This is a genomic window from Pseudomonas sp. 18058, from assembly GCF_902706155.1.
GTDB lineage: Bacteria > Pseudomonadota > Gammaproteobacteria > Pseudomonadales > Pseudomonadaceae > Aquipseudomonas > Aquipseudomonas rustica.
Genome location: NZ_CACSJY010000022.1, coordinates 39071 through 65445 on the forward strand (window position 1 = coordinate 39071; position 26375 = coordinate 65445).

Sequence of the window (26375 nt, forward strand, 5' to 3'; positions counted from 1 at the left end):
TTGGAATGTGTAACTCTGTAGGAGCTGCCGAAGGCTGCGATCTTTTGATCTTAATGCCCCATGAGCCAATGTTGATGCGGGCCGGGCAGGGTCCAGATGCCGAACAGGATGACCAGCAGCCCACCCGTCATGCGCACGCTGCGCTTGCGCAACAGCGCAGTAACGCGTTCTGCCGCAAGGCCCGTGGCGAGTAAAACCGGCCACGTCCCCAAGCCAAACGCGAGCATCAACAACGCACTGTCCAGCGCATTGCCCTGACTCGCCGACCACAGCAACGTGCTGTAAACCAGTCCACACGGCAGCCAGCCCCATAAGGCGCCAAGCAACAACGCACGCGGCACACTCGACACGGGCAACAAACGGTTAGCGACTGGCTGAATGTACCGCCACAACCCGCGCCCGAGGCTTTCGATCCGCGTCAGGCCGCTCCACCAACCGGCCAGGTACAAACCCATGGCGATCAACAACAAACCGGCCAGTACGCGCATGAACATTGCCGCAGGACTGTTGGCAACCGCCCAGCCCGCCAGCCCGATCAACAATCCCGCCGTGGCATAACTGAGAATCCGCCCGAGGTTATACGCCAGCAGCAGACGAAAACGCCGGCTGCGTTGCTCTTTGGGAATCGCCAGGGTCAGCGCGCCCATCAAGCCGCCGCACATGCCCAGGCAATGGCCACCACCAAGCAAGCCGAGGATCAGCGCCGAGACCAGCAGTGGCGCCAGTTCAAGCATGGGGTGGGGCCTTGTCGTCCGGTTTGGTCGCGTTGACTTCGTCGACGGCAGCGGTGTGTTGCGGATCCTGATCGTCGAACAGGATGCTGTGGGCCGGGCCGTCGAGGTCGTCGTACTGACCACTGTCCACCGCCCAGAAGAAGATGTAAACGGCGATGGCCACGATCAGCAGTGCGGCGGGGATCATCACGTAGAGAGCTGGCATCTGTACTCCATGCCCGCGCGGCTCAGGCCGGCAGCGGGCGGGTTTCCGAACGGGTGCTGGTGTGCGGCGAACCCGGCAGGCGAGTCAGGCGCAAAGCGTTGAGCACCACGGTCAACGAACTGATCGACATGCCGGCCGCGGCCCACACCGGCGTGATCCAACCGAGGGCGGCGAACGGCAACATGAGGCCATTGTACAGCGCGGCCCACAGCAAGTTCTCGATGATTACCCGACGGGTGCGTCGCGCCAACGTGAAAGCTTGATCCAGCGCGTCGAGGCGATTGGACAGCAGCACCGCATCGGCGCTGGTTTTCGCCAGATCGGTGGCCGAGCCCATCGCCACGCTGATGTCAGCCGCTGCCAGTACCGGCACGTCATTCACACCGTCGCCAAGCATCAGCACCTTGCGACCTTCCTTGTGCAACTGTTGCAAGACTTGCAGTTTGTCGTCAGGACGCAAACCACCACGGGCCTCGTCGATGCCCAACTCGGCGGCGACGCTGGCGACCATCGGCGAGCTGTCGCCCGATAGCAACAAGGTGCGCCAGCCGCGAGCCTTGCACGCCGCGAGCAGGGCGGGGGCGTCATCGCGCAAGCGGTCATCGAGGACGAACCACGCCAACGGCCCCTGTGCGTCGCCAAGTAGCAGCCATTGGCCTGCTTCGTCCGGCATCGTCGGTGCTGCCGCGCCGCTGAGGGCGCAGACAAATTGCGCCTGACCGATGCGCAAACGCTGCTCGCCGACCAAGCCTTCGAGGCCGAGCCCCGGTGTGCTGTGAACTTCCTCTGCCGCCAGCGGTGCGCGACCGAAAGCTCGGGCAATCGGGTGTTCTGAACGGTTTTCCAGCGCGGCGGCGAGGCTCAGGCATTGCTCGCTGTCCATTGCGCCGAGCGGGCGGATCGAACGCAATACCAAGCGGCCCTCGGTGAGGGTGCCGGTCTTGTCGAAAATCACTGTGTCGATCTGATTCAGGCCTTCCAGCACATGGCCGCGCGTCAACAGCAAACCGAGTTTGTGCAGGGTGCCGGTGGCGGCGGTGAGGGCGGTCGGCGTCGCCAGCGACAGCGCGCACGGGCAGGTCGCGACGAGCATGGCGAGGACGATCCAGAACGCGCGCGAGGAATCCAGCTCCCACCAGAGCAGGCCGATGACCGCAGCGGCGATCAGCGACAGCAACAGGAACCATTGCGCGGCGCGGTCGGCGATTTCTGCCAGTCGCGGTTTTTCTGCCTGAGCGCGATCAAGCAGGCGGACGATGGCGGACAGGCGCGTGTCTTGCCCCAGCGCCTGCACTTCAACCGTCAGCGCCCCTTCGACATTAAGGGTGCCGGCGGTGACCGCATCGCCCAGTGTGCGCGGTTGCGGCAGGTATTCGCCGGTGAGCAGCGATTCGTCGATGCTTGATTGGCCATCAATGATCTTGCCGTCGGCCGGGAGGATCGATCCGGCTTGCACCAGAATCTTGTCGCCCGTGCGCAGTTCGCTGAGCAAAATGCGCTCGCTCTGGCCGCTACCGTCCAGACGCAGGCACGACGCGGGCAACAGATTGACCAACTGGGCGGTGGCGGCCGCAGTGCGTTCGCGGGCGCGACGTTCCAGATAACGGCCGGCGAGCAGGAACAGCGCGAACATGCCAACCGCGTCGAAGTACAACTCGCCGACGCCCGTGATCGCCGTCCAGATCCCGGCGATGTAGGCGCTGCCGATGGCCAGCGACACCGAGACGTCCATGGTCAGGTGGCGGGTGCGCAAATCACGCATTGCGCCTTTGAAGAACGGCGCGCAGCTGTAGAAGACGATCGGCGTGGTGAGGAACAGCGCGACCCAGCGCAGAATCGTGTGCAGCTCAGGACTGAGGTCGATGTTGAATTCCGGCCAGGTCGCCATGGTCGCCATCATTGCCTGAAACCACAGCAATCCAGCGACGCCGAGCTGGCGCAGGGCGAGACGGTTTTCGCTGGCCAGTTGTTCGCTGGCGCGGTCTGCCTGATACGGGTGGGCGGCGTAACCGATGTGACGCAGTTCGGCGAGGATCTGGCTCAGCGGCAACTGCGCATCGGCCCAGCTCACGTGCAGGCGATGGTTGGACAGGTTCAGCCGTGCTTCGGCCACGGCAGGCAGGGTGCGCAGATGTTTCTCGATCAGCCAGCCGCACGCGGCGCAACTGATGCCTTCCATCAATAACGTGGTTTCGGCCAGCTCGCCTGCATGGCGCACGAACGGTTGTTGCACGTCGGCGCGGTCGTACAGCGCCAGTTCGTCGGTCAGTTGCACCGGCAGCGCTTCGGGGTTGGCCGAGGCTTCGCTGCGATGCTGGTAATAACTGTCGAGGCCGCCGGCAACGATGGCTTCGGCCACGGCCTGGCAGCCCGGGCAGCAGAATTCGCGGGATTCCCCGAGTACGACAGCGGTGAAGCGGCTGCCCGACGGAACGGGCAGGGCGCAGTGGTAGCAGGGGAGTGGGCTGGTCATGGCACTTGTTCCGATGATCGTTCCCACGCTCCGCGTGGGAATACCTCCCCGGACGCTCCGCGTCCGCTTCGGCTGGGACGCGGAGCGTCCTTGGCTGCGTTCCCACGCAGAGCGTGGGAACGATCAGGCACAGGAGTTGTTTATTTTTTCAGGTCTTCGGCGCCCTGGAGGGGTTCATCACCCAGCAGCAGATCCTTGTCGTGGCTGACCAGTTCTTCTTCGAACATGCGCCAGATATGGTCATCCTGAGTACCGAGCAACTCAACAAAACGACGCCCTTCAACCTTGTCGTTCAGTTGTCCGAGGTAACGGCCGGTTTCAGATTCGCTGCGAGTCAGGACGATCTTGCGATCCTTCTCCGGCTGGGTCGGCGAGATCAGGTTCAGTTCCAATGTCTTCGGCTGACTGTCACCGCTCAAACGCAGATCAACTTCACCCGTGACGCCATCCAGATGCACGTTGGCGCGCATCTTCAGGTTCTGCGCGAGCAACTCACGATCCAGCGAACGGTTGATGCCTTTGCCGGCCTCGTAGTAGTTGTCGTTCACCAGGTTGTCCGGGTTGTTTACCGCGATGGTCACCATGGACAAGGTCAGGGTCACCGAGCAGGCCAGAATCCCGATGATGATCCATGGCCAGAGGTGCTTGTACCAAGGGCTTGCGGCGTTTGCTGCGGGCATGTTCAGTTCTCTCAACGGATTTGTGGGCCGATGAATCGGCTCTTGGCTTCAACGTGGACGCTGTTGTCATCGGCATCCTTGAGGATGAATTTCACCTCGTTGGTGCTCGATGGCAGTTGTTCGGGGGCGCTCGACAGTTCGACCGGCATGCTGAAAATTTCCCCGGCCGGCACCTTGATCTCGCGTTTGCCTTGCAGGCGCAGATCCGGCAGACCGCTGGCTTCCAGCACATAGGTGTGGTCGCGCTGATCCTTGTTCATGATCTTCAGGCTGTAGACGTTTTCGATCCGGCCTTCAGCGTTTTCGCGGTACAGCACGCGATCCTTGCTGACGTCGAAACCAACCAGCGAGCGCATGAAGAACGCGGTCACCAACAGGCTGATCATCGCCAGCAACACCACGGCATAGCCGATCAGGCGCGGTCGCAGTTTATGGGTTTTCTGCCCGGACAGGTTGTGCTCGGTGGTGTAACTGATGAGGCCGCGCGGATAATTCATCTTGTCCATGATGCTGTCGCAGGCGTCGATGCACGCGGCGCAACCGATGCACTCGATCTGCAGACCGTCGCGAATGTCGATGCCGGTCGGGCAGACCTGAACGCACATGGTGCAGTCGATGCAATCACCGAGGCCCTGCGCCTTGTAGTCGATGCCTTTTTTGCGCGGGCCACGGCTTTCACCCCGGCGCGGATCGTAGGAAACAATCAGCGTGTCTTTATCGAACATCACGCTCTGGAAGCGCGCATACGGACACATGTAGATGCACACTTGCTCGCGCAACCAACCGGCGTTGCCGTAGGTGGCGAGGGTGAAGAAACCGACCCAGAAGTACGACCAGCCATCGGCCTGGCCGGTGAAGAATTCAAAAACCAGTTCGCGGATTGGCGAGAAGTAACCGACAAAGGTCATGCCGGTGACAAAACCAATCAGCAGCCACATCGCATGTTTCGCGGCTTTGCGCAGCAGTTTGTTGGCGCTCATCGGCGCCTTGTCGAGTTTGATGCGCTGGTTGCGGTCGCCTTCGGTGACCTTCTCGCACCACATGAAAATCCACGTCCACACGCTTTGCGGACAGGTATAACCGCACCAGACGCGACCGGCGTACACGGTGATGAAGAACAGGCCGAACGCGGCGATGATCAACAGGCCGGACAGCAGAATGAAATCCTGTGGCCAGAAGGTGGCGCCGAAGATGAAGAATTTGCGCTCGGGCAAGTTCCACCACACCGCCTGATGGCCGCCCCAATTCAGCCAGACCGTACCGAAATACAGCAGAAACAGTGCGGCGCCGCCCATCATCCGCAGGTTGCGAAACAGGCCAGTGAAAGCGCGGGTGTAGATTTTTTCTCGTGAGGCGTAAAGGTCAACGCTGTTGCTCGCGTTTTTGCTCGGTGGTGTGACGTCGTGTACCGGAATCTGGTTGCTCATCATTGCATCCCACGGCAGTGGAAAAATGCCTCGGTCGATACGTGCCAACCGCGGTCAAAAGGGGGTATTGCAGTGGCGCAATGATACGCCTGTCTCTCTAGCTCAAGGGTGCGACCTTTGGTCGCGTTGGGGGAAGAGCGTGAATGGTGTAGCGATTGCAGCAAAGCATGATGCAGGTCAATTGACTATAGACGATGGCTGTTGCCGGTATCGTGACAGCTGAGGAGGGCAGTGCAGGCACTGCCCTGTTTTCACTCACCGATCAAGGCAGTCGGCCACCGCCGAGGCTGTCGAGGCCACCACTGCCGCGCTTTCTATCAGCAGCGCTTTCGTTATCGACGGAACGCTTTTGTCTGTTCAGGTTATCAGTCGTGCCCGCCGAGTCATTCAGTTGTGTGGGTGCACCTTCCGGGATCGATGGTTCGGTGTTCAGGGTTTCGTCTTGTTGGGTCATTGCTCAGCATCCTTGTCTGAATTTTTTGCGGTACTAACTGCGTCATTGCAGTTGAGTCCAGACGTTATCGCTTGTCGGCGAATGTGCCCATCGAATTTCAATTGCCAAATATGAGCAGGCAACCGGCCAGTCACTCATTCCCATGGATTGATCAACGCCACACCGCTGGAAGCAAAATCAGCCACATTGCGCGTCACTACCGTCAGCCCGTGCACCAATGCCGTGGCGGCAATCAGTGCGTCGCTTTCATTGGCACTGTCCGGCACGTGCAGGCTGGCGCAGCGCAGGGCAACGGCGGCATCCACCGGCAGGATCCGCGCATCGAACGCCGGCATGACGTGACGCTTGAGCCAGGTGCGCAAAACCTTGCCCTGTACCGGATCGCGACGCTCCATGCGCAGGACGCCGGTTTCCAGTTCTTTCAAGGTAATGGCTGAAATAAACAGGCGTGGGGCAATAACGGTATTGGCCCAGGCCACCACGTTTTTATCGGCCTTGGGTTTGCGCAGTTCGGAAATCACATTGGTATCGAGTAAATACATTCAGGACAGATCCACAGGGCGGTGAGTGATCACGGCACGCTCGGCTTCGAACTCGATATCGGCCGCTTCGGGCATGACCAGGAGATCGACAATGCTTGCGTTAGTGCCGGTCAGTTTTTCGTACTCCTCAATGCTTAGCAGCACGTGAGCAGGTTTGCCTCGGTCGGTGATGATTACCGGCCCCTGAAGCGCGGCTTTTTTGGCACCGCTTGTGTCCTGATTGAATTCACGGCTGGAAATGGTGGTGATGGCCATCATGAGGACCTCTCCCGAAAGATTTTGTAGAAACGTTACTACCGACTTGGAGATCCGACAACCTTCAATTGCAGAAGAGCGTCACCATTGGTCGAACACCGAAAGGAGCAAACAAAACGGCCCCGCCAATGTGAGTTGGCGGGGCCGTTTTTTGTTTCAAGCGTAAGCCTTACTCGGCGTTCGCTTCCGGGGCTTTTTCACCGTGGGACAAGCTGTAAACGTACGCGGCCAGCAAGTGAACCTTGTCGTTCCCTTGCAGCTGTTCCTGCGCAGGCATCTGGCCCTGACGGCCGTAACGGATGGTCTGCTGCAATTGCGCGAAGCTCGAACCGTAGATGAACGCGGCCGGGTGAGTCAGGTTAGGTGCGCCCATCGCTGGCGTACCTTTGCCTTCCGGGCCGTGGCACGCCACGCAGTTGCCGGCGAACAGTTTCTGGCCGTTGGCGACATCCGCTTTGGTGCCTTCCGGCAGCTTGCGACCATCGAGGTTGCTCACCACGAACGCGGCAACGTCAGCAACGCCTTGCTCGCCGATCACTTCAGCCCAGGCCGGCATCACCGCGTGGCGACCGCCCATGATGGTGGTCTTGATGGTTTCCGGTTCGCCGCCCCAGCGCCAGTCGGCGTCGGTCAGGTTCGGGAAACCGTAAGCGCCCTTGGCGTCGGAACCGTGGCACACCGAGCAGTTGGAGGCGAATAAACGGCCCCCCATTTTCAGTGCTTGCGGATCCTTGGCGACTTCTTCGATCGGCATGGCGGCGAACTTGGCGAAGATCGGACCGAACTTGGCGTCCGAACGGGCCATTTCCTTTTCCCACTCGTGCACGCCGGTCCAGCCGGTCTGGCCGTTGGCGAACGCGGTCTGCTTGTCGTTATCGAGGTAGTTGTACCCCGGCAGCAGGCCTTTCCAGTTGCCCAGACCCGGATACAGCACCAGGTAACCCAAGGCAAAAATGATGGTGCCGACGAACAGCATGAACCACCATTTTGGCAGCGGGTTGTCGTACTCCTCGATCCCGTCGAAGGAGTGCCCGACCGTCTCTTCCGTCTGTTCACTGCGCTGGCCCTTGCGGGTCGACAGCAGCAGCCAGGTCAGGGAAAAGATCGTACCGAGACTGAGGACTGTGACGTACAGACTCCAGAATGTAGTCATTCTTTGTTACTCCTAGAAGCTTGCTCGACGTGCTTGATGGCTTCGGGATCATCCGCGAAAGGCAGCAAGGTCGCGTCTTCAAACTCCGACTTGCGCTTGGGGCTGAACACCCACAGCGCCAGACCGATGAAGGCCACCATCACAACAACGGTGCCCAGGCCACGAATCATCCCGATATCCATCTAAATCACCGTTTGCTTTTGATGATGGTGCCCAGGCCTTGCAGATAGGCCACCAGCGCGTCCATTTCGGTTTTGCCCTTCACGGCATCCTGAGCACCGGCGATGTCTTCGTCGGTGTAAGGAACGCCGAGCGTGCGCAATACTTCCATTTTCTTGGCCGTCTCCTTGCCGTCGAGCTTGTTTTCCACGAGGAACGGGTACGCCGGCATTTTCGACTCAGGCACCACGTTGCGCGGGTTGTACAAGTGCGCGCGGTGCCAGTCATCTGAGTAACGCGCGCCGACACGGGCCAGATCCGGGCCGGTACGTTTGGAACCCCACAGGAACGGGTGATCCCAGACGCTTTCACCGGCCACCGAGTAGTGGCCATAGCGTTCGGTTTCAGCGCGGAACGGACGGATCATCTGCGAGTGGCAGCCGACACAGCCGTTGGCGATGTAGACGTCGCGGCCTTCCAGTTCAAGGGCGGGGCGTGGCTTCATGCCTTCGACCGGCTTGTTGGTGACGTCCTGGAAAAACAGCGGAACGATTTGAGTCAGGCCACCGATGCTGACGGCGATGACCATGAAGAAGGCCAGCAGGCCAATATTCTTCTCGACAGCTTCATGCTTCATCAGTGAGCTCCAACGACAGCGATCTGGGCGGCGGCTTCAGCTTCAACAGCGTTCGAGGCGCGCACGGTGCGCCATACGTTGTAAGCCATCAAGAACATGCCACTGGCGAAGAAAGCACCGCCCAAGGCACGCACGATGTAACCCGGGTGGCTGGCTTGCAGCGCTTCAACGAACGAGTAGGTGAGGGTGCCGTCATCGTTGATTGCACGCCACATCAGGCCCTGAGTGATGCCGTTGACCCACATCGAAGCGATGTACAGCACGGTGCCGATGGTCGCGAGCCAGAAGTGCGCGTTGATCAGGCCGACACTGTGCATCTGCGCGCGACCGAACAGTTTCGGGATCATGTGGTAGATCGCGCCGATCGAGATCATCGCCACCCATCCCAAAGCGCCGGCGTGTACGTGGCCGATGGTCCAGTCGGTGTAGTGCGAGAGCGAGTTGACGGTCTTGATCGCCATCATCGGACCTTCAAAGGTCGACATGCCGTAGAACGCCAGCGAGACCACGAGGAAGCGCAGGATCGGGTCGGTGCGCAGCTTATGCCAGGCGCCCGAGAGGGTCATCATGCCGTTGATCATGCCGCCCCAGCTAGGTGCCAGCAGGATGATCGACATCGCCATGCCCAGCGATTGTGCCCAGTCCGGCAGTGCGGTGTAGTGCAGGTGGTGCGGGCCCGCCCAGATGTACAGGGTGATCAGTGCCCAGAAGTGCACGATCGACAGACGATACGAGTAGATCGGACGTTCGGCCTGTTTCGGCACGAAGTAGTACATCATCCCGAGGAAACCGGTGGTCAGGAAGAAACCTACGGCGTTGTGGCCGTACCACCACTGGATCATCGCATCGGTCGCGCCGGAGTAGGCGGAGTAGGACTTGAACAGGTTCACCGGCAGGGACGCGTGGTTGACGATGTGCAGCATCGCCGTGACGACGATGAACGCGCCGTAGAACCAGTTACCCACATAGATGTGCTTGGTTTTGCGCTTGGTGATGGTGCCGAAGAACACCAGACCGTAGGTGACCCAGACAATGGCCAGCAAAATGGCGATCGGCCATTCCAGTTCCGCGTATTCCTTGGTGGTGGTGTAACCCAGCGGCAAGGTAATGATCGCGCCGACAATGACCGCTTGCCATCCCCAGAAGGTGAAGGCCGCGAGGCTGTCGGAAATCAGTCGCGTCTGGCAGGTTCGCTGCACGACATAGTAGGAAGTGGCAAACAGTGCACAACCACCGAAGGCGAAAATCACCAGGTTTGTGTGCAACGGGCGCAGGCGTCCAAAGCTCGTCCACGGCAGACCGAAGTTCAACTCCGGCCAAACCAGTTGCGAGGCGATGAAGACACCGAGCCCCATGCCAAGGATCCCCCAGACCACCGTCATGATGGCGAACTGGCGGACTACCTTATAGTTATAAGCAGTCGGACTGATTGCTGTGCTCATTCTAAGGTTCCACGGTTTGGGTGTTTTATTAGGATTAAAATCGGCCGCAAGTATGCAGAGAGCAGGGGGTCATTGCAACGCGCCATGACCTGGGTCAATGCTTTCCAACGCTGATTCTGCGGCCTTTCCATGCGCCGCGTAAGGACAAAAATGCCCTGGAAAAAAAAGTCGCTGCGGATGAAAAAAGCGAGGGGTTCAGGTCGCTTGTAACGAGGTGTGTTCAAACGACCGGTTTGGGTGACGAATGGCAATCGGCGCGACAGCCGGTATCTACTGGCCTTTGCGGCGAATCTGTCAGCCAATTCATCGAACACAACGCTCAGGATCGACCTGCAACCGGCATGAGCCAGTCCGCATCGAGCAAGCTTAGACCCGAATTCGGGGAACCGAAAGGCGAGGCTGTTAAGGGGTGCGACAATGCGTCGCAAAGGGGTGGGAAACTGCCGCACGGAGAATCGTGCGGCAGAAGTGTACGCAATGCTTACTTCTGGTTGTCTTCAGTAATCAGTTTTTCTGTATTCAATATGTGGCTGAGGCTGTACACATAAGCCGCCAGCAATTGCACTTTATCGTTGCCCAGCAGCTCGTTTTGCGCCGGCATGTGACCCTGACGACCATGGCGAATGGTCTGCTCGAGTTGGGTCAGGCTGGTGCCATAGATAAACCCGGCCGGGTGCGTCAGATTCGGCGCGCCCATGGCTTCGGTGCCTTGGCCGGTTGCCCCATGACAGGCTACGCAGGTGGTGCTGAACGCCTGCTGGCCCGCTTGCAGGTCAGCCTTGCTGTCGGCGGGCAACGGCAACTTGGCCAGATCATGACGCACATACGCGGCCACGTTCTTCACCCCGGCCTCGCCCAACACTTCGCCCCACGCCGGCATCGCCGCGACCCGGCCACCCATGATGGTGGTCTTGATGGTCTCGGCGTCGCCGCCCCAACGCCAGTCGCTGTCGGCGAGGTTAGGGAAGCCGAACGCGCCTTTGGCGTCCGAGCCGTGGCACACCGAGCAGTTGGAAGCGAAGAGGCGGCCACCCATTTTCAGCGCCTGCGGATCCTTCGCCACTTCTTCCACCGGCATGGCGGCGAACCTGGCGAAGATCGGCCCGAACTTGGCGTCAGCCTTGCTCATTTCCTTTTCCCACTCGTGAACACCGGTCCAGCCGTCCTCGTATCCCGGGAGGATGCCTTTCCAGTTGCCCAGACCCGGATACAGAATCAAATAGCCCACGGCAAATACCAGCGTGCCGGCGAAGAGCATGAACCACCACTGCGGCAGCGGGTTGTCGTACTCCTCGATGCCGTCGAAGCTGTGGCCCATGGTCTGGTCGACGCTGCCCTTGGTCTCGCCCCGGCGGGTGCCGATCAGCAACCACGTCAGACCGATCAGGCTGCCGATGGTCAGTACGCAGATCCACGTACTCCAGAAGGTGGTCATGGCCGGGTACTCCTTGGTTCAGGTGCTTGGGTTGTTTCAAATGCTGGGGTCGTTTCGGGCTGTGGCTCGTCGGCGAACGGCAGCAGACGTGCTTCGGCGAACTCCGGGGTGCGCTTGCGGTTGAACACCCACAAGGTCAAACCGACGAACGCTACAAACACGACAACGGTGCCTAAACCACGGATCAGCCCTGCGCTCATTTCAAAGACCATCGTGCTCACCTCTTGCTCTTGATCGCAGTGCCAAGCACTTGCAGGTAGGCGACGAGCGCGTCCATTTCGGTCTTGCCCTTGAGGCTGGCCACCGCGCCGGCGATGTCATCGTCGGTGTACGGCACGCCGAGGGTGCGCATGACTTTGATCTTGGTTTCGGTGTGGCTGCTGTCGACCGCTTGCGTGACCAGCCATGGGTAGGCCGGCATTTTCGATTCCGGTACGACGTTGCGCGGGTTGTACAAGTGCGCACGGTGCCAGTCATCCGAGTAGCGCGCGCCGACCCGGGCCAGATCCGGCCCGGTACGTTTCGAGCCCCACAGGAACGGGTGATCCCAGACGCTTTCACCGGCCACCGAGTAGTGTCCGTAACGTTCGGTTTCGGCGCGGAACGGGCGGATCATCTGCGAGTGGCAGCCGACGCAACCTTCACGGATATAGATGTCGCGGCCTTCCAGTTGCAGCGCGGTGTAAGGCTTCATGCCTTCGACCGGTTTATTGGTGACGTCCTGGAAGAACAGCGGGACGATCTGGGTCAGGCCGCCGATGCTCACGGCAAGCACCATGAGCAACATCAGCAGGCCGACGTTCTTTTCAATCGTTTCGTGTTTCATGGCGGACTCCTCAGGCCATCTGCGCGGCAGCGACGACGTCAGCAGGCTGCGAGGCCCGCACGGTGCGCCAGGTGTTGTAAGCCATCAGGAACATGCCGCTGAGGAAGATCGCCCCGCCAATCAGCCGCACGATGAAGCCAGGGTGGCTGGCCACCAGGGTTTCGACGAAGGAGTAGGTCAGCGTGCCGTCCTCGTTGATGGCGCGCCACATCAGGCCTTGCGCGATGCCGTTGACCCACATCGAGGCGATGTACAGCACGGTGCCGATGGTCGCGAGCCAGAAGTGCGCGTTGATCAGGCCGATGCTGTGCATCTGCGCTTTGCCGAAGATTTTCGGGATCATGTGGTACAGCGCGCCGATGGAAATCATCGCTACCCAACCGAGCGCGCCGGCGTGGACGTGGCCGATGGTCCAGTCGGTGTAGTGGGAGAGGGCGTTGACCGTTTTGATGGCCATCATCGGACCTTCGAAGGTCGACATGCCGTAGAACGCCAGCGAGACCACGAGGAAGCGCAGGATCGGATCGCTGCGCAACTTATGCCAGGCGCCCGAGAGGGTCATCATGCCGTTGATCATGCCGCCCCAGCTCGGTGCCAGCAGAATCAGCGACATCACCATGCCCAGCGACTGTGCCCAGTCCGGCAGCGCGGTGTAGTGCAAGTGGTGCGGGCCGGCCCAGATGTACAGGGTGATCAGTGCCCAGAAGTGCACGATCGACAGACGATACGAGTACACCGGACGCTCGGCCTGTTTCGGCACGAAGTAGTACATCATCCCGAGGAAACCGGCGGTGAGGAAAAAGCCTACGGCGTTGTGCCCGTACCACCATTGCACCATCGCGTCGGTTGCACCGGCGTACACCGAGTAGGACTTGGTGAAACTCACCGGCAACTCAAGGTTGTTGACGATGTGCAGAATCGCCACGGTGATGATGAACGCGCCGAAGAACCAGTTGCCCACGTAGATGTGTTTGGTTTTGCGCTGCATGATCGTGCCGAAGAACACGATGGCGTAGGCGACCCAGACAATGGTGATCAGAATGTCGATCGGCCATTCCAGCTCGGCGTATTCCTTGGAGCTGGTGTAACCCAGTGGCAGGCTGATGGCCGCCAACAGGATCACCAATTGCCAGCCCCAGAAGCAGAACGCGGCAATTTTTGGCGCGAACAATTGGGTCTGGCAGGTGCGTTGCACCGAGTAAAACGAACTGGCGAAGAGTGCGCAGCCGCCGAACGCGAAGATCACCGCGTTAGTGTGCAGCGGGCGCAGGCGGCCAAAACTGGTCCAAGGCAAATTGAAGTTGAGTTCGGGCCAGACCAATTGGGCCGCGAGAAAAACCCCGAGCCCCATGCCGACGATGCCCCACACCACCGTCATAATGGCGAATTGGCGGACCACCTTGTAGTTGTAGGCGGTACTGATAGAAGTGTTCATGGTTCCCCATCCACGGTTCAGCCGAAGTGAGCCCGCGCAAAAGACGCGGCGAATCCTTCGTCTGGAGTTATAGGCAGACTAAAAGCGAGGCAAGCATGGACAAACAGCACAAGGCCAGTATTGACGGGGATCAATGGGCGCAGTGCGTGCGTGATCATGGGTGGCTTTGGGATGCTGCTCATGGGGAAGCTGCGGCGACGTTGATCCTGGCTCACGGTGCTGGTGCGCCGATGGACAGCGACTGGATGAACGACATGGCTGGGCGCCTTGCTGCTCTTGGGATTAACGTGTTGCGGTTTGAGTTTCCGTATATGGCGCAACGGCGCGTTGACGGTGGTAAACGTCCGCCCAATCCGGCGCCGAAGCTGTTGGAGTGCTGGCGTGAGGTGTTTGCTGTAGTGCGACGTCATGTCACTGGGGTTTTGGCGATTGGCGGGAAGTCGATGGGGGGGCGGATGGCGAGTCTTTTGGCTGACGAATTGGGCGTGGATGCGTTGGTGTGTCTGGGGTATCCGTTTTATGCGGTGGGGAAGCCGGAGAAGCCTCGGGTTGAGCATTTGGCTTCTTTGCGGACGCGGACGTTGATTGTGCAGGGGGAGCGGGATGCGCTTGGCAATCGTGAAGCCGTGGAGGCGTATGCGTTATCGCCGAGTATCAAGGTGTGTTGGCTGGTGGCCGGGGATCATGATTTGAAACCGCTCAAGGCTTCAGGTTTTACGCATGAACAGCATTTGGCCAGTGCTGCGCAGAAAGTATCCGAGTTTCTCAGCAAGTGACCGAGCCGGGCTGAGATTTTGAACTGCATGAAGATCTGCTCCCTTTCCCCCTCGCCCCCTTGGGGGAGAGGGCTGGGGTGAGGGGGATGGATATCAGCTGCTACATATTTTTTGAGTACATATCCATTGCTGCGGTAACGGCCACTTACGGTTTCGCCCTTACGGCGACTCACTTTTTTACAAGCGCCTAAAAAAGTAAGCAAAAAACGCTTGCTCCTACGTTCGGCCCGCTCGCTGGGGCTCGGGGTTCCTTCGCTGCGGGATCCATCCGGGCGCATCGCCTCCGGTTTGCTGCGCTGCACCTCCTCTCGATGTGTTTGGCTGCGCCAAACGGTCGCTGCGCTCCCACCCCCGGATGAATCCCTCCACTCAGCCTTCCGACGTCGCTTGTGGATCAAGATCCAAATCAAAATCAAAATCAACAGCAGCAGCCGAGCTAACGCTCATCCTGTTGAGTGGGGCGGCTGCGCCGCGAATTCCATGTAGGAGCTGCCGAAGGCTGCGATCTTTTGATCTTGATTTTGTAGGAGCTGAGCTTGCTCGCGAAGGCGGCCTGATACGGTGTCATTTTTTCGCAGTGCTTCGAGGAGTTTCAGCTTATGTCCGAAACCACAAAACCGCTGGTCACAGATCCGGCTTCACCGTACGAATCATTCGATTCAAAGAAGCTCCACGCCGCCGCCGAACGCGCCCTCGACCATTACCTCGCACCCACGCAGATCATGGCCACGCCTTATAGTCCCAGCAGCATGTTCATGGTCAATCCGCAAACCGACACTGAATCCTTATTGGCGAATGCCTGTGAGTCATTGGCCTCGGCCACGGTCATGCTCGGTGACTTCGCCGGGATGTTGGAAGGCCCCAGCCGCAATACGCTGTTGGGCATTGCGCAGGTTGTGATGCTGGGGGAGTTGGCGGTCAATCAGGCACTGGATAACGTGGTGCCCAAGGAATAGGCACCAACAGTTCAGGCCTGATCGCGAGCAGGCTCACTCCTACAGCGGGGGCGTAATCGGGCGCAAAAGCTGTGATCACCGCAGCTTCAATGTAGGAGTGAGCCTGTTCGCGATCAGGCCTGCCAGTTTCATTGATTTCACTTAGGCAATAAAAAGCCCGGAAAGCTTTCGCTTGTCCGGGCTTTGAAGATCTAAAGATCGCAGCCTGCGGCAACTCCTACATCGATCCCTGTAGGAGTTGCCGCAGGCTGCGATCTTTTGCTTTTAGCGGTTAAACCGCTCCACCAACGAGTACTGCGTATTCGCCGTCTTCGTCAGCTCTTCACTCAGCAACGCCGAGTTGTGCGCCTGTTCCGACGTCTGATCCGCCAGTTCCGAAATATTGCTGATGTTGCGGCTAATCTCCTCAGCCACCGCACTTTGCTCTTCCGTCGCCGCTGCAATCTGCGTGGTCATGTCGGTGATGTTGGCCACCGCTTCACTGATCCCGACCAATGCCTGATCCGCTTCCAGTACCCGCGCCACACCTTCTTCAGCCTGACGATGCCCGGCTTCCATGGTCTGCACGGCACTCGAAGCCGTCTGCTGCAACTTGGCGATCAGAGCGTGAATCTGCCCGGTCGATTCGCTGGTGCGTTGCGCCAACTGGCGAACTTCGTCAGCCACCACGGCAAAACCACGGCCCATCTCGCCGGCACGTGCGGCTTCAATCGCGGCGTTGAGCGCCAGCAGGTTGGTCTGATCGGCGATGCCTTTGATCACATCAACCACGCCGCCGATTTCGTCGCTGTCCTTGGCCAGTTGAGTGACGGTCAGGCCGGTCTCGCCGACGACGACGGACAAGCGCTGAATGGCTTCGCGGGTTTCGCCAGCGATGTCACGACCGCGACCGGTCAGGCGATTGGCTTCCTGCGTCGCGTCAGCCGTGCGCTGCACGTGGCTCGCGACTTCTTGCGTGGTCGCGGCCATCTGGTTGACGGCGGTGGCGACCTGTTCGGTTTCCACGCGTTGACGTTCCAGACCGCTGGAGCTGTTGTGCGCGAGGACGTCGGATTGCCTGGCCTGATCGGTCAGGTGTTCGGCGGTGTCCTGCAAGCGGGTCAGGCAGGTTTTCAGGCGTGCTTCCTGGCTGAGGATCGACATTTCCAGACGCGCCTGCGCGCCACGGCTGTCGGTGTACATCTGTGCGATCAGCGGGTCGGAGGTGGTCTGTTCGGCCAGACGCAGCAGGCGTTTCAGCCCGCGTTGCTGCCATTGCAGGCCCATCAGGCCCAGCGGCACCGACAAACCGGCGGCGAGGGCGAAGCCCCAGTGCGAATTGAGGGTCGCGCCGATCACGAAGCTCAGTTGGCTGACCAGAATGAACGGCAACCAGTCTTGCAGCACCGGTAGCCATTTATCGCTGGAAGGAATCGCCGACTTGCCTTGGTTGATGCGTTGATAGAGCGCTTCGGCGCGGCGGATCTGTTCGGCGGTGGGTTTGATCCGCACCGACTCGTAACCGACCACCTGATTGCCGTCGAACACCGGTGTTACGTAGGCGTTAACCCAGTAATGGTCACCGGTCTTGCAGCGATTCTTGACAATGCCCATCCATGGCAAGCCTTGTTTCAATGTGCCCCACATGTGCGAAAACACCGCCGCCGGGACGTCGGGGTGACGAACCAGGTTGTGCGGCGCGCGGATCAGTTCTTCACGCGAAAACCCGCTGATTTCAACGAAAGCGTCGTTGCAGTAGGTGATCACGCCCTTGGCGTCGGTTGTGGAAATCAACCGCTGCTGAGCCGGGAACGTCCGTTCGCGTTGTGTGATGGGCTGGTTATTACGCATGGTTTTTCAATCCGCAAGGCTTTGAAAGGTTGTCGGCGGTCGCGGCGTTTTATTGAAATTATTTTTCAGATTCAAGAATGGCGTCGCAAAACGGCCATTGCTTCAACCGGCGAGCATCGGATAGGTAAACAGCGCGAAGTGCAGCAGATTCAGGCCGAAATGCGTGGCAATCGCCGCGCCCAGTCCGCCGAAACGGTAGGCAAGGCCATAACCGACACCGGCCAGACTCGCGAGCAACACCCACTGCCAACCGGCACCCAGATGCACCAGGCCGAAAATCAACGAGGCGAGCAGTAGGGCGAGGTTTTCGCCGTACGGCAGGTTTTTCAAACGACGGCTGAGACCGCCCTGTATATAGCCGCGAAACAGCGCTTCCTCGACCAGCGTCACCAGCAGCAGATTGTTCAGCACCCATAGCCAGGCCTGATCGGGCCACTTCGGCGCCCACGCGATCACGCCGAGCAATACCGCGCCGCCGAGGGCGAGGATCACGCTCAAGGTCAGGGCGACGACGGTGGCGTAGACCGTCAGTCGCAACGAACGCCGCGCGACAATCCATGGGCAGACCAGCAACAGCCAGAAGCCAATCAACGGTTTGTCGAGATTGAGGTACATCGCGAATGGCACGGCGTCATCGGTGAAGCGTTGCGGATCGATAACCCGAGCGCTGGAGAAGCCCGGCAACCAGTGCAGCGCCAGCGCTAACGCCAGCACGATGAACAGACCGTGGCCGAGAAACCGCCCGACCGGCACCTGTTGCTGGCGCACGGCAAAGCCCGCGAACAACAGCAGCCCAACCGAGATCAACGCCAGCCAGCCGAGTTGGCCGTGGCTCAGTGCCAAACCGTAACCGAGGCTGAGAAGGGCCAGATAGAGCCATGGCAAAGCCTTCATCGAAAGTCCCTGTGCACATTTTGTGGAAGGGCTTTCTACACGGGCGAGGGCGTGGGGACAAGTGAAGTGTGGCGGCAAACCGGGACAGATACTCGGCACACACAACATGTAGGAGCTGCCGAAGGCTGCGATCTTTTGATCTTTATCTTGAAAAGCCAAGATCAAAAGATCGCAGCCTTCGGCAGCTCCTACAGGGATTTGTGTAGGGTTGGGGATCAGTGCAGGTTGAGTTTCGCCGCCGCACGTTCGGTAATTTCCGTGCGTAACTTCAACGAAGGCGCTGCGCGCAGGCGGGCCTCATCGACGACAGCGCTCGGTGCCGTCTCCGGGCTGCCAGAGTTAAACGGCGGCGCCGGCGCATATTCCAGCTGCAACTGCACCAGTTGCGCGGTATCCGCACCCACCAATTCGGCCGCCAACACCAAGGCAAAATCAATCCCCGCCGTAATCCCGCCACCGGTAAACAGGTTGCCGTCACGCACCACGCGATCCTTCACCGCAATCGCCCCCAGCGTCGGCAGCAGATCGTGATACGCCCAGTGCGTGGTCGCGCGTTTACCCTTCAACAATCCCGCCGCCCCCAGCACCAGCGACCCGGTGCACACCGACGTGACGTATTTCGCCTGAGCAGCCTGACGCTTGATGAACTCCAGCGTCGCTTCATCCTCCATCAACACGCCGACACCGCCACCCCCCGGCACACAAATCACATCCAGATCCGGGCAATCTTCAAACGTCGTGGTCGGTTTCAGCAGCAAACCGGTGCTGGCGGTGACGGGCATCAGATCCTTCCAGATCAGATGCACCTGCACGTCCGGCAGCGAAGCGAGCACGTCATAAGGCCCGGTCAGGTCGAGTTGCTGAACCTGCGGAAACAACAGAAAACCGATCTGCAGCGTCATCGTTCTTGCTCCATGAAAAGGGGTGGACGGCTTCACTGTAGGCGCGTAGGTTCTGGCGCATACGCCAATAACCCCACGAATTACGCCAAATGCCCAAAGCCATTCACGTACTCGCGTTTGCCAACATGCAGATCCTCGACGTCACCGGGCCGCTGCAAGTGTTCGCCTCGGCCAACGACATCGCCCGCCAGCGCGGCTTGCCGATTCCCTATGCACCAACGGTGATCGCCAGTGGCGGCGGGGCGGTGATGTCGTCGGCGGGGCTGGCGGTGTTGGCCGAACCGTTGCCGCAAGAGGCGAGCGACACGTTGATCATCGCCGGTGGCTGGGGCATTTATCCCGCCGCCGAAGACGTGCCGCTGGTGGATTGGGTGCGCGAGCATGCGGCGAAATGCCGGCGGGTTGCCTCGGTATGTACCGGCGCGTTTCTGCTGGCGGCGAGTGGCTGGCTGGATGGTCGCCGCGTGGTTACGCACTGGACTCGTTGTGAACAATTGGCCCAGCAACATCCGAAACTGCAAGTCGAGGCCAATCCGATCTTCATCAACGACGGCCCCGTTTGGACGTCCGCCGGTGTCACCGCCGGCATCGACCTGGCACTGGCGATGGTCGAAGAAGATCTCGGCAGCGACATCGCCCTGGACGTCGCCCGGCATCTGGTGGTGTTCCTCAAACGCCCGGGCGGTCAGTCGCAATTCAGCGTGACCTTGTCGCTGCAAAATCAGGGCAATCGTTTTGATGAACTGCACGCGTGGATCGCGGAAAACCTCACCTGCGACCTCGGCATCCCGACCCTCGCCGAACAAGCCGGGATGAGCGAACGCAGCTTCGTCCGCCACTACCGCGCCGACACCGGCCAGACCCCGGCGCGGGCGATCGAATTGATCCGCGTCGAGACGGCGCGGCGATTGCTCAGTGACACCGGTTTGCCGGTCAAACGCATCGCCGCCAATTGCGGGTTTGGCAGTGAAGAGACATTGCGCCGCAGTTTCCTTCGTGCCATCGGCGTGACGCCACAAGCCTATCGCGAGCGGTTTTCGGTCAGTGCTGCAACAGATCCAGTAATGCCTTGAGGGTTTGTTCGGGGGCTTCTTCGGGAATGTTATGCCCGACACCGGACAACACGCGCCGCTCATAAAAACCAGTGAAATGCTCCGCGTCTTCATCCTCTTGTGGTGCAGGGCCGACACCGTCGTCGGCACCGCACAAAGAAATGCTCGGCACGCTAATGGCCGGTTGTCGAGTCAGCAAATCTTCCATCGACTCAAGCGCCGAATCTCCCGCGACATACATAAAGCGATGGCGATAGGAGTGGATCACCACGTCAACGAAATCAGGGTTGTCGAAGGTTGGCGCACTCAGAGGATAACGCTCGGCGCTGCGCGACCAGGTCGGTGACCACAGCTTCCAGAGCAATTCACAAAACTCCCGACGATTTTGCTTCAGGCCCTCAACGCCACGTGGCGTGTGGAAGTAATACTGATACCAGAGCCGATGTTCGGTCTCGGGATCCAGCGGTCGAATCGAGTTCGGGATGTCCTGCAGGTTGTAGCCATCACCGGTCACCAGGCCGCGCACCCGTTCCGGAAATAACGCCGCGACGATGCATGCCGCGCGACCACCCCAGTCATAACCGCAGAGCGTGGCTTGTTCGATGGAGAGTGCATCCATCAAATCCAGCAAATCCTGAGCGAGTGCGGCTTGCTGGCCTGAGCGCAGTGTTTTTGCATCGTTGAAGCGAGTCGGCCCGTAACCGCGCAGGTACGGAACGATGACTCGGTAACCCTGAGCGGCGAGGAGCGGCGCGATCTCGTCGTAAGCGCGAGGGGAATAGGGGAAGCCGTGAAGCAGGATCACCGGCACACCGGTTTCCGGGCCATGCACCTCATAGGCAATGGTCAGGCTGGCGGTTTTGCAGAACAGAATCGCTTTTCCACTCATACCGGGCTCCTGTTATCCGAACAGCACCTTCTGCCAATGATCTTCACTGATGATGGCGATCGGCACGCCGCTGTTTCTTAGCTCAACGGCTTTTTTGATCTTCGTCCCATAGCTGCTGTGCAGCCACTGTTCATTGCCGATGCTGCCGATCACCAGATAGTGGATTTTCTTGCTGACACCTGCACCAATCAGTCCGCCGCGTTCTACGATCAATGATTCACACGCTTTGCGCGGCCCGTAAGCCATAACACCGGTAAACAGAAAAACGCGATCGGCACAGTCCAGCGACGGGGCTGGATTATCGAGCGGCAGGTTGTTGGGCATGCTGAAGGTTTGTGCTGCGTCCACTGGCAGGCCGGCGAATTGGTGAAGTATCTCCAGCAATTCCACAGACTCGTCGGCATCCAGCACGCCATCGCTAAGCATGCCTTCAAGACGCCTGTAGAGAATATTGACTACCTGATCTTCCAGGTGCACCAAGTGCGTTTCGATCCAGATTTTTAGAAACTCGGCTTCCTGCTGGTTAATCTTGCCGTCGGCGGCAAGCCCTGCAGCAATACCTGCAAGCGCATCCGCCGAACGCCTGTCGATCCGCGCTTCGTGAAAGAAACGGCTGTTTTGAAATTCCTGATGTAAATCGACCATCGATGCTTCTCCTTAAGCCTCTGCTTCCGCCACCTGATTGAAATACTTCGTCCGATCCGGCGTAAACGTCACCACCATCTTCGTCCGCGAGCACGTCAGCGCGCGTTCCTCACCCAGGCCAATATCCAGATCCTCCCCACGCAAGCCTTGCCACTGCGCGAGGTATTTCAGTGAGCCGAATTTTTCGAGTTTTTTCAGGCTGCGGCTGACGCCTCCTTTCCAGCCGAGTACCGGGAGTTCGTTGGCGAGGCATTTGTCGGCGAGGTCGGGGAAGCGCGTGGCGCGCTGGCGGCCGATTTCCCAGCATTTGATCAGGCCTTTGTCGGCGTCTTCCCAGAGTTGGGTGCGGGTCAGGCCGCTGCGCAGCGGCGAGGTGATGGGGCGCTGGACGTGTTGGGTCATTCCGGTTCCTTGAAATTCGGGTTTTGTTGGACAGCTCCGCTGTGCCCGTTGGGTTTGATGGTAGGGGGGGATGTAACGGCTGGCAACAGGGTATTTCAGGGTGTGAGTGCGGGGTGTGGGGGAGGAATGACGCGGCGGATGTTGAGCTCCTGTAGTCCATAGCCATGCGAATTTGTGGCGAGGGGATTTATCCCCGATGGGCTGCGCAGCAGCCCCAAAGTCAGAAAACTCGTTACTTCTGGGGGAATGAGTTGGAAGGTTTTGGGGCTGCTTTGCAGCCCATCGGGGATAAATCCCCTCGCCACAGGGGTTGGTGAAACATCAGTTTTTGCGTTTCAGTCCTACAAGCATGGGGGAACTTCCTACAGCCCCCGTCGAACATCACGGCTGCCACTCACTCTTTTCCCCATTCAACTTGCGATCCAGAAAACTCGCCGCACTGATCAACGCCAGATGCGTCAGCGCTTGCGGCGTGTTGCCCAAATGCCGCCCATGGCTGTCGAACTCTTCGGCGTACAGCCCCAACGGATTGGCGTATCTCAGCAATTGCTCGAACTCCAAGTGCGCCTTTTCCACCTGCCCTGCACGGGCGAGGCATTCGACGTACCAGAATGAGCACGCGGCAAACGCGCCTTCGGTGCCGGATAGTCCATCAATATTGGCGTCATCGTTGCGATAGCGATAAACCATGCCGTCGCGCACCAGATGTTTTTCAATCGCCTCCAGTGTCGACAACCAGCGCGGATCCTTGGCACTGACGAAACGCACCAGCGGCATCAACAGCATCGAGCCGTCGAGCGCGGTGCCGCCCTTGTACTGGACAAAATGACCGCGCTCTTCGTCCCAGAAGTTGTCCCAGATGTCGGCGTAGATCGCCTGCCGGGTCTGATCCCATTGCGCGAACGGTGCCGGCAGCGAGCGTTTCGAGGCGAGACGAATCGCCCGGTCCAGCGCCACCCAGCACATCAATCGTGAATGCAGAAAATGGTGCTGTTCGCCGCGCATTTCCCAGATGCCGACATCGGTGGTCTGCCAGGTTTCGCAGACCTGATCGACCACTTCGCGCACATGCTTCCAGCCTTCGTGGGAAATCGCGTCACCGTACTTGTTGACCAGATACACCGCGTCCATCAGCTCGCCAAAGATGTCGAGCTGGATCTGGTCGTAAGCGCCATTGCCGATACGTACCGGTTTTGCGCCGCCGTGCCCGGACAGATGATCCAGTTCGGTTTCCGGCAACTCCTGTTGCCCATCGATGGCGTACAAAATGTTGAGTTTCATCGGTTGCCCGTGGCAATCGCTGACCCGTCCGCGCAGCCAGCCCATGTAGGCGTTGGCTTCGCCGACAAAGCCCAGACGCATGAACGCGTAGACCGTAAACGAAGCATCACGGATCCACGTGTAGCGGTAGTCCCAATTGCGCTCGCCGCCCGGTGTTTCCGGCAGGCCGAAGGTCGCAGCAGCGAGGATGGCGCCATGTTTGCGCGAGGTCAGCAGCTTGAGCGCGAGGGCCGAGCGGTTGACTATTTCTCGCCAGCGTCCGCGATAGATCGACTGGCCAAGCCAGTCGCGCCAGAACTTCAGCGTGCGCTCCATGCACAGTTGCGCGGCGCCTTCCTCGAAGCGTGGATCGTCTTCGCCACCGAGCAGGAATGCGGCGGTTTGATCTTGCTTCAAGGTGAAGGAAGCGACCGCTGCATTGGCGTCTATCTGCAGCGCTTGATCCGAAGCCAGGCGCAGTGACGGCTGACCTTCGGCGCTGAAAATCACCGTTTGCTCATCCATCCGCGCATGCGTGTCGGCCCGCGCGTAATCGTGGCGCACCGCACAGCGCACGTGAAAAGTCGCCTCGCCGCTGACCACACGAACCCGACGGATAAGCACCGGCAAATCATCCTCGCTGTCGCCAACCGGCAGCAGGTCGGTGACTTCCACCACCGCACGTTCGCTCAGCCAGCGGGTTTGCAAAACATTGGTGTCGGGCAGGTAGATCTGTTCGCGACGCGCATCGGGCAAGTCCGGCGATATCTGGAAAATCCCTGCTTCCGGCGTGTCCAGCAATGAACAGAAAATCGACGGACTGTCGAACTCCGGCCAGCAGAAAAAATCCACGCTACCGCGATCGTTAACCAGCGCTGCACTGCGCATGTCGCCGATGATGCCGTGGGCGTCGATGGGGCTTTGTCGTTCCAGGTGATGCTCAGCCATTGCCGCGAAACTCCGGATAGAGGCTCATGCCGCCATCGATAAACAGGGTGGTGCCAACGATGTAATCGGAGGCGTCGGAAGCGAGGAAAACCACCGCGTTGGCGACGTCTTCGACATCACCGATACGGCCGTAAGGAATCAGTTTAAGCAGCTCTTGTTCAGCATCGCCGGTGGTCGCGGCGGCATTGATCGGCGTGCGAATCGCCCCCGGCGCGATGCCGTTGATGCGAATGCGTTGATGGCTGACTTCCTGCGCGAGGGTTTGCATCAACTGATCGACGCCACCCTTGGACGCCGCGTAATTGACGTGGCCGGCCCAAGGAATGCGTTGGTGCACCGAACTCATGTGGATGATCTTGCCGGCGGCGCGGGAGACGCCTTCGCGGACGCCCTGACGATTGAAAATCCGCAGCGCGGCGCGGGCGCAGAGGAACTGCCCGGTGAGGTTGACGTTGATCACTGCGTTCCAGTCGTCCAGCGACATATCCACCGCCGGCGCGTCTTTCTGCATCCCGGAGTTGGCGATCAGAATGTCCAGCGAGCCGAAGGCATCGAGGGTTTGGGCGAATAGTCGTTCGACGTCGGCTTCCTTGGAAACATCGGCACCGATGGCCAGCGCCTGACCGCCGTCGGCGATGATCTGCCGGGCCAGTGCTTCAGCGGGCTCTGATTGACGGTTGTAATTGATGACCACCGCAGCACCGGCAGCGGCGAGGGCTTTGGCGGCAGCGTGGCCGATGCCGGAGCTGGCGCCGGTGATCAGGGCTACTTGTCCGGTGAGGGAGATGTGCATGCGATGGCGCGCCTTGAGTGAGGGCTTATTTAGCTGACTGGTCCGGGGCGCCGAGAGTTCAGAGGCAAGATCAAAAGATCGCAGCGTGCCGCAGCTCCTACAGGAGATCTGCGATCCTTTTGACCTTCCTCACGCCTGAATATGATACCGCGCGCTGTGCTTATGCCATTCCTGATTGCCGGCAATCCACGTGGTCAAACCTGTCAGGTAACGCCGCACTAAAGGGTCGGCGTCTTTCAGTAGCCGTTGTTCCAGCGCCACGTATTCGCGCATGACCGCATCATGAATATCCGCAGTTTTGTCGATGGCTTCCTGCAGCGAGCAGTCATGTTTGGCCGCCAGCAGATAGGGCAGTTTGAAATCGCCCGTTTCGTTGAGGTGTTCTTTGTAAGCGGAATATAAGTCGTTGAGCAGTGTCGTGACCAAGGATGCCAGCGCACAAATGCGCTGCATCTCTGGCTTGGCGTAGACATTGGCCGGCACTTCATAGCCGCCGATGGGATCGATCAGCACCTGACAAGGCCAGAAGCTGTTGACCTGCCGGCTGGCCAGATACTCGGCGATGGTTGGCTTTGTGCCGTAGAGACGCCATGGCCCCTCGGCCGCCATGGCGACGAACATGGCGATGGTGATTTGTCGCACGCGGGCGACCTGCGATGGCGTGCAGAAATGTGCAACCCGCTTCATGTACGCGAGCAATCCTCTCAACACGGGATCGTTCCTTTGCTGTTGCAGCAGTTCTTTTTTGTAGGGGGGAGGCAAGTAGACCGGGTCTATTCCGGTGACGGCAAATGACAACTTCTCGGCGACTTTTTCGGGGCAGCCACCCAACGATTGATCGTCGCAATAATGATCGTCCACCGCGAACAACGCCGCGAAACATTGCGCTGCCAGTAGCAATCTGTCGGGATCATCGGTGTCTGCATGACACAACATTGCGTAGCGCCCAAAGTCGCTCGCGCAAATTTTTTCCTGTTTGCCGGCAAAGATACCTATGCGCTTTATCCATGCCATCAGGCGCTTGTTGACGTCCCGGCCCAGCGCTTCATCAATGCGTGTCGGGGGCGGGCAAACAAGTGTGCGGACAACAAAGGGCGGTACGGCGGCGCGCGATTGAGCTGTGTTGGTGGACTGATTCATGGCGAACTCCTTCGGCGGTGAAAGCGATCAG

The 26375-nt window shown here is 59.6% G+C and carries 28 protein-coding genes; 3 read left to right on the top strand and 25 right to left on the bottom strand.

The features are described 5' to 3' along the window. Positions 1 to 50 precede the first annotated feature (50 nt). The 16 genes from GVL50_RS14190 to ccoN (GVL50_RS14265) all read right to left on the bottom strand — a co-directional run bounded on the left by GVL50_RS14190 (position 51) and on the right by ccoN (GVL50_RS14265) (position 13857). Entirely contained in the window at positions 51 to 734 is a 684-nt protein-coding gene (locus tag GVL50_RS14190) for a sulfite exporter TauE/SafE family protein (protein WP_159813738.1), read from the bottom strand. Further along, entirely contained in the window at positions 727 to 939 is a 213-nt protein-coding gene (gene ccoS / locus GVL50_RS14195) for a cbb3-type cytochrome oxidase assembly protein CcoS (protein WP_053118779.1), read from the bottom strand. The genes GVL50_RS14190 and ccoS overlap by 8 nt, the downstream gene beginning before the upstream one ends. Before the next feature lie 22 nt (positions 940 to 961). After that, positions 962 to 3412, bottom strand: coding sequence for a heavy metal translocating P-type ATPase (locus GVL50_RS14200; protein ID WP_159813740.1), 2451 nt, complete (start codon positions 3410 to 3412; stop codon positions 962 to 964). Positions 3413 to 3552: 140 nt separating this feature from the next. Then, positions 3553 to 4092, bottom strand: coding sequence for a FixH family protein (locus tag GVL50_RS14205; protein ID WP_159813742.1), 540 nt, complete (start codon positions 4090 to 4092; stop codon positions 3553 to 3555). 11 nt (positions 4093 to 4103) lie between these two features. Beyond that, positions 4104 to 5519, bottom strand: a complete 1416-nt coding sequence (gene ccoG / locus GVL50_RS14210; protein WP_159813744.1) for a cytochrome c oxidase accessory protein CcoG — start codon at positions 5517 to 5519, stop codon at positions 4104 to 4106. A gap of 262 nt (positions 5520 to 5781) precedes the next feature. Beyond that, positions 5782 to 5973 carry a hypothetical protein gene (locus tag GVL50_RS14215; protein ID WP_159813746.1) on the bottom strand — a complete coding sequence of 64 codons (192 nt, stop codon included), beginning with the start codon at positions 5971 to 5973 and terminating at the stop codon, positions 5782 to 5784. Between the two features lie 134 nt (positions 5974 to 6107). Then, on the bottom strand, positions 6108 to 6515 hold the full coding sequence (locus GVL50_RS14220; RefSeq protein ID WP_159813748.1) for a type II toxin-antitoxin system VapC family toxin: 408 nt from the start codon (positions 6513 to 6515) through the stop codon (positions 6108 to 6110). Continuing rightward, positions 6516 to 6770 carry a type II toxin-antitoxin system Phd/YefM family antitoxin gene (locus GVL50_RS14225; protein WP_178124190.1) on the bottom strand — a complete coding sequence of 85 codons (255 nt, stop codon included), beginning with the start codon at positions 6768 to 6770 and terminating at the stop codon, positions 6516 to 6518. A gap of 169 nt (positions 6771 to 6939) precedes the next feature. Next, positions 6940 to 7923 carry a cytochrome-c oxidase, cbb3-type subunit III gene (gene ccoP, locus GVL50_RS14230; protein ID WP_053118790.1) on the bottom strand — a complete coding sequence of 328 codons (984 nt, stop codon included), beginning with the start codon at positions 7921 to 7923 and terminating at the stop codon, positions 6940 to 6942. Next, on the bottom strand, positions 7920 to 8105 hold the full coding sequence (locus tag GVL50_RS14235; protein ID WP_003175465.1) for a CcoQ/FixQ family Cbb3-type cytochrome c oxidase assembly chaperone: 186 nt from the start codon (positions 8103 to 8105) through the stop codon (positions 7920 to 7922). The genes ccoP (GVL50_RS14230) and GVL50_RS14235 overlap by 4 nt, the downstream gene beginning before the upstream one ends. A 5-nt stretch (positions 8106 to 8110) precedes the next feature. Continuing rightward, entirely contained in the window at positions 8111 to 8719 is a 609-nt protein-coding gene (ccoO, locus tag GVL50_RS14240; RefSeq protein WP_053118792.1) for a cytochrome-c oxidase, cbb3-type subunit II, read from the bottom strand. Beyond that, complete coding sequence (gene ccoN, locus GVL50_RS14245; RefSeq protein ID WP_053118794.1) at positions 8719 to 10161, bottom strand: cytochrome-c oxidase, cbb3-type subunit I; 1443 nt, start codon at positions 10159 to 10161, stop codon at positions 8719 to 8721. Before ccoN (GVL50_RS14245) ends, ccoO (GVL50_RS14240) begins: the two co-directional genes overlap by 1 nt. Before the next feature lie 481 nt (positions 10162 to 10642). Beyond that, on the bottom strand, positions 10643 to 11596 hold the full coding sequence (gene ccoP / locus GVL50_RS14250; protein WP_159813752.1) for a cytochrome-c oxidase, cbb3-type subunit III: 954 nt from the start codon (positions 11594 to 11596) through the stop codon (positions 10643 to 10645). Next, positions 11593 to 11808, bottom strand: coding sequence for a cbb3-type cytochrome c oxidase subunit 3 (locus GVL50_RS14255; RefSeq protein ID WP_053118838.1), 216 nt, complete (start codon positions 11806 to 11808; stop codon positions 11593 to 11595). Before GVL50_RS14255 ends, ccoP (GVL50_RS14250) begins: the two co-directional genes overlap by 4 nt. A 5-nt stretch (positions 11809 to 11813) precedes the next feature. Further along, positions 11814 to 12422 carry a cytochrome-c oxidase, cbb3-type subunit II gene (gene ccoO, locus GVL50_RS14260; RefSeq protein ID WP_053118801.1) on the bottom strand — a complete coding sequence of 203 codons (609 nt, stop codon included), beginning with the start codon at positions 12420 to 12422 and terminating at the stop codon, positions 11814 to 11816. A 10-nt stretch (positions 12423 to 12432) separates the two neighbouring features. Next, a complete protein-coding gene (gene ccoN, locus GVL50_RS14265; protein WP_053118803.1) occupies positions 12433 to 13857 on the bottom strand; it encodes a cytochrome-c oxidase, cbb3-type subunit I in 1425 nt (474 codons plus the stop codon). 95 nt (positions 13858 to 13952) lie between these two features. On the opposite strand from ccoN (GVL50_RS14265), the gene GVL50_RS14270 reads away from it, so the two are divergent. Together GVL50_RS14270 and GVL50_RS14275 are read left to right on the top strand one after the other, a co-directional pair. Further along, entirely contained in the window at positions 13953 to 14633 is a 681-nt protein-coding gene (locus GVL50_RS14270; protein WP_159813754.1) for an alpha/beta family hydrolase, read from the top strand. Positions 14634 to 15232: 599 nt separating this feature from the next. Further along, positions 15233 to 15589, top strand: coding sequence for a DUF6124 family protein (locus GVL50_RS14275; RefSeq protein ID WP_159813756.1), 357 nt, complete (start codon positions 15233 to 15235; stop codon positions 15587 to 15589). Positions 15590 to 15853: 264 nt separating this feature from the next. Here the strand turns inward: GVL50_RS14275 and GVL50_RS14280 are convergent, their stop codons facing one another. The 3 genes from GVL50_RS14280 to inhA all read right to left on the bottom strand — a co-directional run bounded on the left by GVL50_RS14280 (position 15854) and on the right by inhA (position 19215). Then, on the bottom strand, positions 15854 to 17419 hold the full coding sequence (locus GVL50_RS14280; RefSeq protein ID WP_159813758.1) for a PAS domain-containing methyl-accepting chemotaxis protein: 1566 nt from the start codon (positions 17417 to 17419) through the stop codon (positions 15854 to 15856). A 102-nt stretch (positions 17420 to 17521) separates the two neighbouring features. Beyond that, positions 17522 to 18313, bottom strand: coding sequence for a CPBP family intramembrane glutamic endopeptidase (locus GVL50_RS14285; RefSeq protein WP_159813760.1), 792 nt, complete (start codon positions 18311 to 18313; stop codon positions 17522 to 17524). A 215-nt stretch (positions 18314 to 18528) separates the two neighbouring features. After that, on the bottom strand, positions 18529 to 19215 hold the full coding sequence (gene inhA / locus GVL50_RS14290; protein ID WP_159813762.1) for an isonitrile hydratase: 687 nt from the start codon (positions 19213 to 19215) through the stop codon (positions 18529 to 18531). Positions 19216 to 19304: 89 nt separating this feature from the next. Here inhA and GVL50_RS14295 point away from each other — a divergent pair, with 89 nt between their 5' ends. Continuing rightward, entirely contained in the window at positions 19305 to 20288 is a 984-nt protein-coding gene (locus GVL50_RS14295) for a GlxA family transcriptional regulator (RefSeq protein ID WP_159813764.1), read from the top strand. Here the strand turns inward: GVL50_RS14295 and GVL50_RS14300 are convergent. The 6 genes from GVL50_RS14300 to GVL50_RS14325 form a co-directional block, all read right to left on the bottom strand. Next, positions 20257 to 21156, bottom strand: a complete 900-nt coding sequence (locus tag GVL50_RS14300) for an alpha/beta fold hydrolase (protein ID WP_159813766.1) — start codon at positions 21154 to 21156, stop codon at positions 20257 to 20259. The genes GVL50_RS14295 and GVL50_RS14300 overlap by 32 nt on opposite strands. A gap of 12 nt (positions 21157 to 21168) precedes the next feature. Beyond that, positions 21169 to 21801 carry a BRCT domain-containing protein gene (locus tag GVL50_RS14305; RefSeq protein WP_159813768.1) on the bottom strand — a complete coding sequence of 211 codons (633 nt, stop codon included), beginning with the start codon at positions 21799 to 21801 and terminating at the stop codon, positions 21169 to 21171. A gap of 12 nt (positions 21802 to 21813) precedes the next feature. Beyond that, a complete protein-coding gene (locus tag GVL50_RS14310; protein WP_159813770.1) occupies positions 21814 to 22203 on the bottom strand; it encodes a hypothetical protein in 390 nt (129 codons plus the stop codon). Between the two features lie 381 nt (positions 22204 to 22584). Then, entirely contained in the window at positions 22585 to 24411 is a 1827-nt protein-coding gene (locus tag GVL50_RS14315) for a glycoside hydrolase family 15 protein (RefSeq protein WP_159813772.1), read from the bottom strand. Further along, complete coding sequence (gene fabG / locus GVL50_RS14320) at positions 24404 to 25204, bottom strand: 3-oxoacyl-ACP reductase FabG (RefSeq protein WP_159813774.1); 801 nt, start codon at positions 25202 to 25204, stop codon at positions 24404 to 24406. Before fabG ends, GVL50_RS14315 begins: the two co-directional genes overlap by 8 nt. Positions 25205 to 25333: 129 nt before the next feature. Next, positions 25334 to 26344: a Camphene synthase gene (locus GVL50_RS14325; RefSeq protein ID WP_159813776.1), complete on the bottom strand. Its 1011-nt coding sequence runs from the start codon at positions 26342 to 26344 to the stop codon at positions 25334 to 25336. Positions 26345 to 26375 lie beyond the last annotated feature (31 nt).

What these genes read in the sequence shown, in the direction of transcription:
- ccoN (WP_053118803.1), bottom strand. Translation starts at nt 13,857, where the DNA reads ATGAACACTTCTATCAGTACCGCCTACAACTACAAGGTGGTCCGCCAA.
- GVL50_RS14190 (WP_159813738.1), bottom strand. Translation starts at nt 734, where the DNA reads ATGCTTGAACTGGCGCCACTGCTGGTCTCGGCGCTGATCCTCGGCTTG.
- GVL50_RS14275 (WP_159813756.1), top strand. Translation starts at nt 15,233, where the DNA reads ATGTCCGAAACCACAAAACCGCTGGTCACAGATCCGGCTTCACCGTAC.
- GVL50_RS14220 (WP_159813748.1), bottom strand. Translation starts at nt 6,515, where the DNA reads ATGTATTTACTCGATACCAATGTGATTTCCGAACTGCGCAAACCCAAG.
- GVL50_RS14255 (WP_053118838.1), bottom strand. Translation starts at nt 11,808, where the DNA reads ATGGTCTTTGAAATGAGCGCAGGGCTGATCCGTGGTTTAGGCACCGTT.
- GVL50_RS14325 (WP_159813776.1), bottom strand. Translation starts at nt 26,344, where the DNA reads ATGAATCAGTCCACCAACACAGCTCAATCGCGCGCCGCCGTACCGCCC.
- GVL50_RS14205 (WP_159813742.1), bottom strand. Translation starts at nt 4,092, where the DNA reads ATGCCCGCAGCAAACGCCGCAAGCCCTTGGTACAAGCACCTCTGGCCA.
- inhA (WP_159813762.1), bottom strand. Translation starts at nt 19,215, where the DNA reads ATGACGCTGCAGATCGGTTTTCTGTTGTTTCCGCAGGTTCAGCAACTC.
- GVL50_RS14295 (WP_159813764.1), top strand. Translation starts at nt 19,305, where the DNA reads ATGCCCAAAGCCATTCACGTACTCGCGTTTGCCAACATGCAGATCCTC.
- GVL50_RS14280 (WP_159813758.1), bottom strand. Translation starts at nt 17,419, where the DNA reads ATGCGTAATAACCAGCCCATCACACAACGCGAACGGACGTTCCCGGCT.
- GVL50_RS14225 (WP_178124190.1), bottom strand. Translation starts at nt 6,770, where the DNA reads ATGGCCATCACCACCATTTCCAGCCGTGAATTCAATCAGGACACAAGC.
- ccoS (WP_053118779.1), bottom strand. Translation starts at nt 939, where the DNA reads ATGCCAGCTCTCTACGTGATGATCCCCGCCGCACTGCTGATCGTGGCC.
- GVL50_RS14300 (WP_159813766.1), bottom strand. Translation starts at nt 21,156, where the DNA reads ATGAGTGGAAAAGCGATTCTGTTCTGCAAAACCGCCAGCCTGACCATT.
- GVL50_RS14310 (WP_159813770.1), bottom strand. Translation starts at nt 22,203, where the DNA reads ATGACCCAACACGTCCAGCGCCCCATCACCTCGCCGCTGCGCAGCGGC.
- GVL50_RS14235 (WP_003175465.1), bottom strand. Translation starts at nt 8,105, where the DNA reads ATGGATATCGGGATGATTCGTGGCCTGGGCACCGTTGTTGTGATGGTG.
- ccoP (WP_053118790.1), bottom strand. Translation starts at nt 7,923, where the DNA reads ATGACTACATTCTGGAGTCTGTACGTCACAGTCCTCAGTCTCGGTACG.
- fabG (WP_159813774.1), bottom strand. Translation starts at nt 25,204, where the DNA reads ATGCACATCTCCCTCACCGGACAAGTAGCCCTGATCACCGGCGCCAGC.
- GVL50_RS14285 (WP_159813760.1), bottom strand. Translation starts at nt 18,313, where the DNA reads ATGAAGGCTTTGCCATGGCTCTATCTGGCCCTTCTCAGCCTCGGTTAC.
- GVL50_RS14315 (WP_159813772.1), bottom strand. Translation starts at nt 24,411, where the DNA reads ATGGCTGAGCATCACCTGGAACGACAAAGCCCCATCGACGCCCACGGC.
- GVL50_RS14305 (WP_159813768.1), bottom strand. Translation starts at nt 21,801, where the DNA reads ATGGTCGATTTACATCAGGAATTTCAAAACAGCCGTTTCTTTCACGAA.
- ccoP (WP_159813752.1), bottom strand. Translation starts at nt 11,596, where the DNA reads ATGACCACCTTCTGGAGTACGTGGATCTGCGTACTGACCATCGGCAGC.
- GVL50_RS14270 (WP_159813754.1), top strand. Translation starts at nt 13,953, where the DNA reads ATGGACAAACAGCACAAGGCCAGTATTGACGGGGATCAATGGGCGCAG.
- ccoN (WP_053118794.1), bottom strand. Translation starts at nt 10,161, where the DNA reads ATGAGCACAGCAATCAGTCCGACTGCTTATAACTATAAGGTAGTCCGC.
- GVL50_RS14200 (WP_159813740.1), bottom strand. Translation starts at nt 3,412, where the DNA reads ATGACCAGCCCACTCCCCTGCTACCACTGCGCCCTGCCCGTTCCGTCG.
- GVL50_RS14215 (WP_159813746.1), bottom strand. Translation starts at nt 5,973, where the DNA reads ATGACCCAACAAGACGAAACCCTGAACACCGAACCATCGATCCCGGAA.
- ccoO (WP_053118792.1), bottom strand. Translation starts at nt 8,719, where the DNA reads ATGAAGCATGAAGCTGTCGAGAAGAATATTGGCCTGCTGGCCTTCTTC.
- ccoO (WP_053118801.1), bottom strand. Translation starts at nt 12,422, where the DNA reads ATGAAACACGAAACGATTGAAAAGAACGTCGGCCTGCTGATGTTGCTC.
- ccoG (WP_159813744.1), bottom strand. Translation starts at nt 5,519, where the DNA reads ATGAGCAACCAGATTCCGGTACACGACGTCACACCACCGAGCAAAAAC.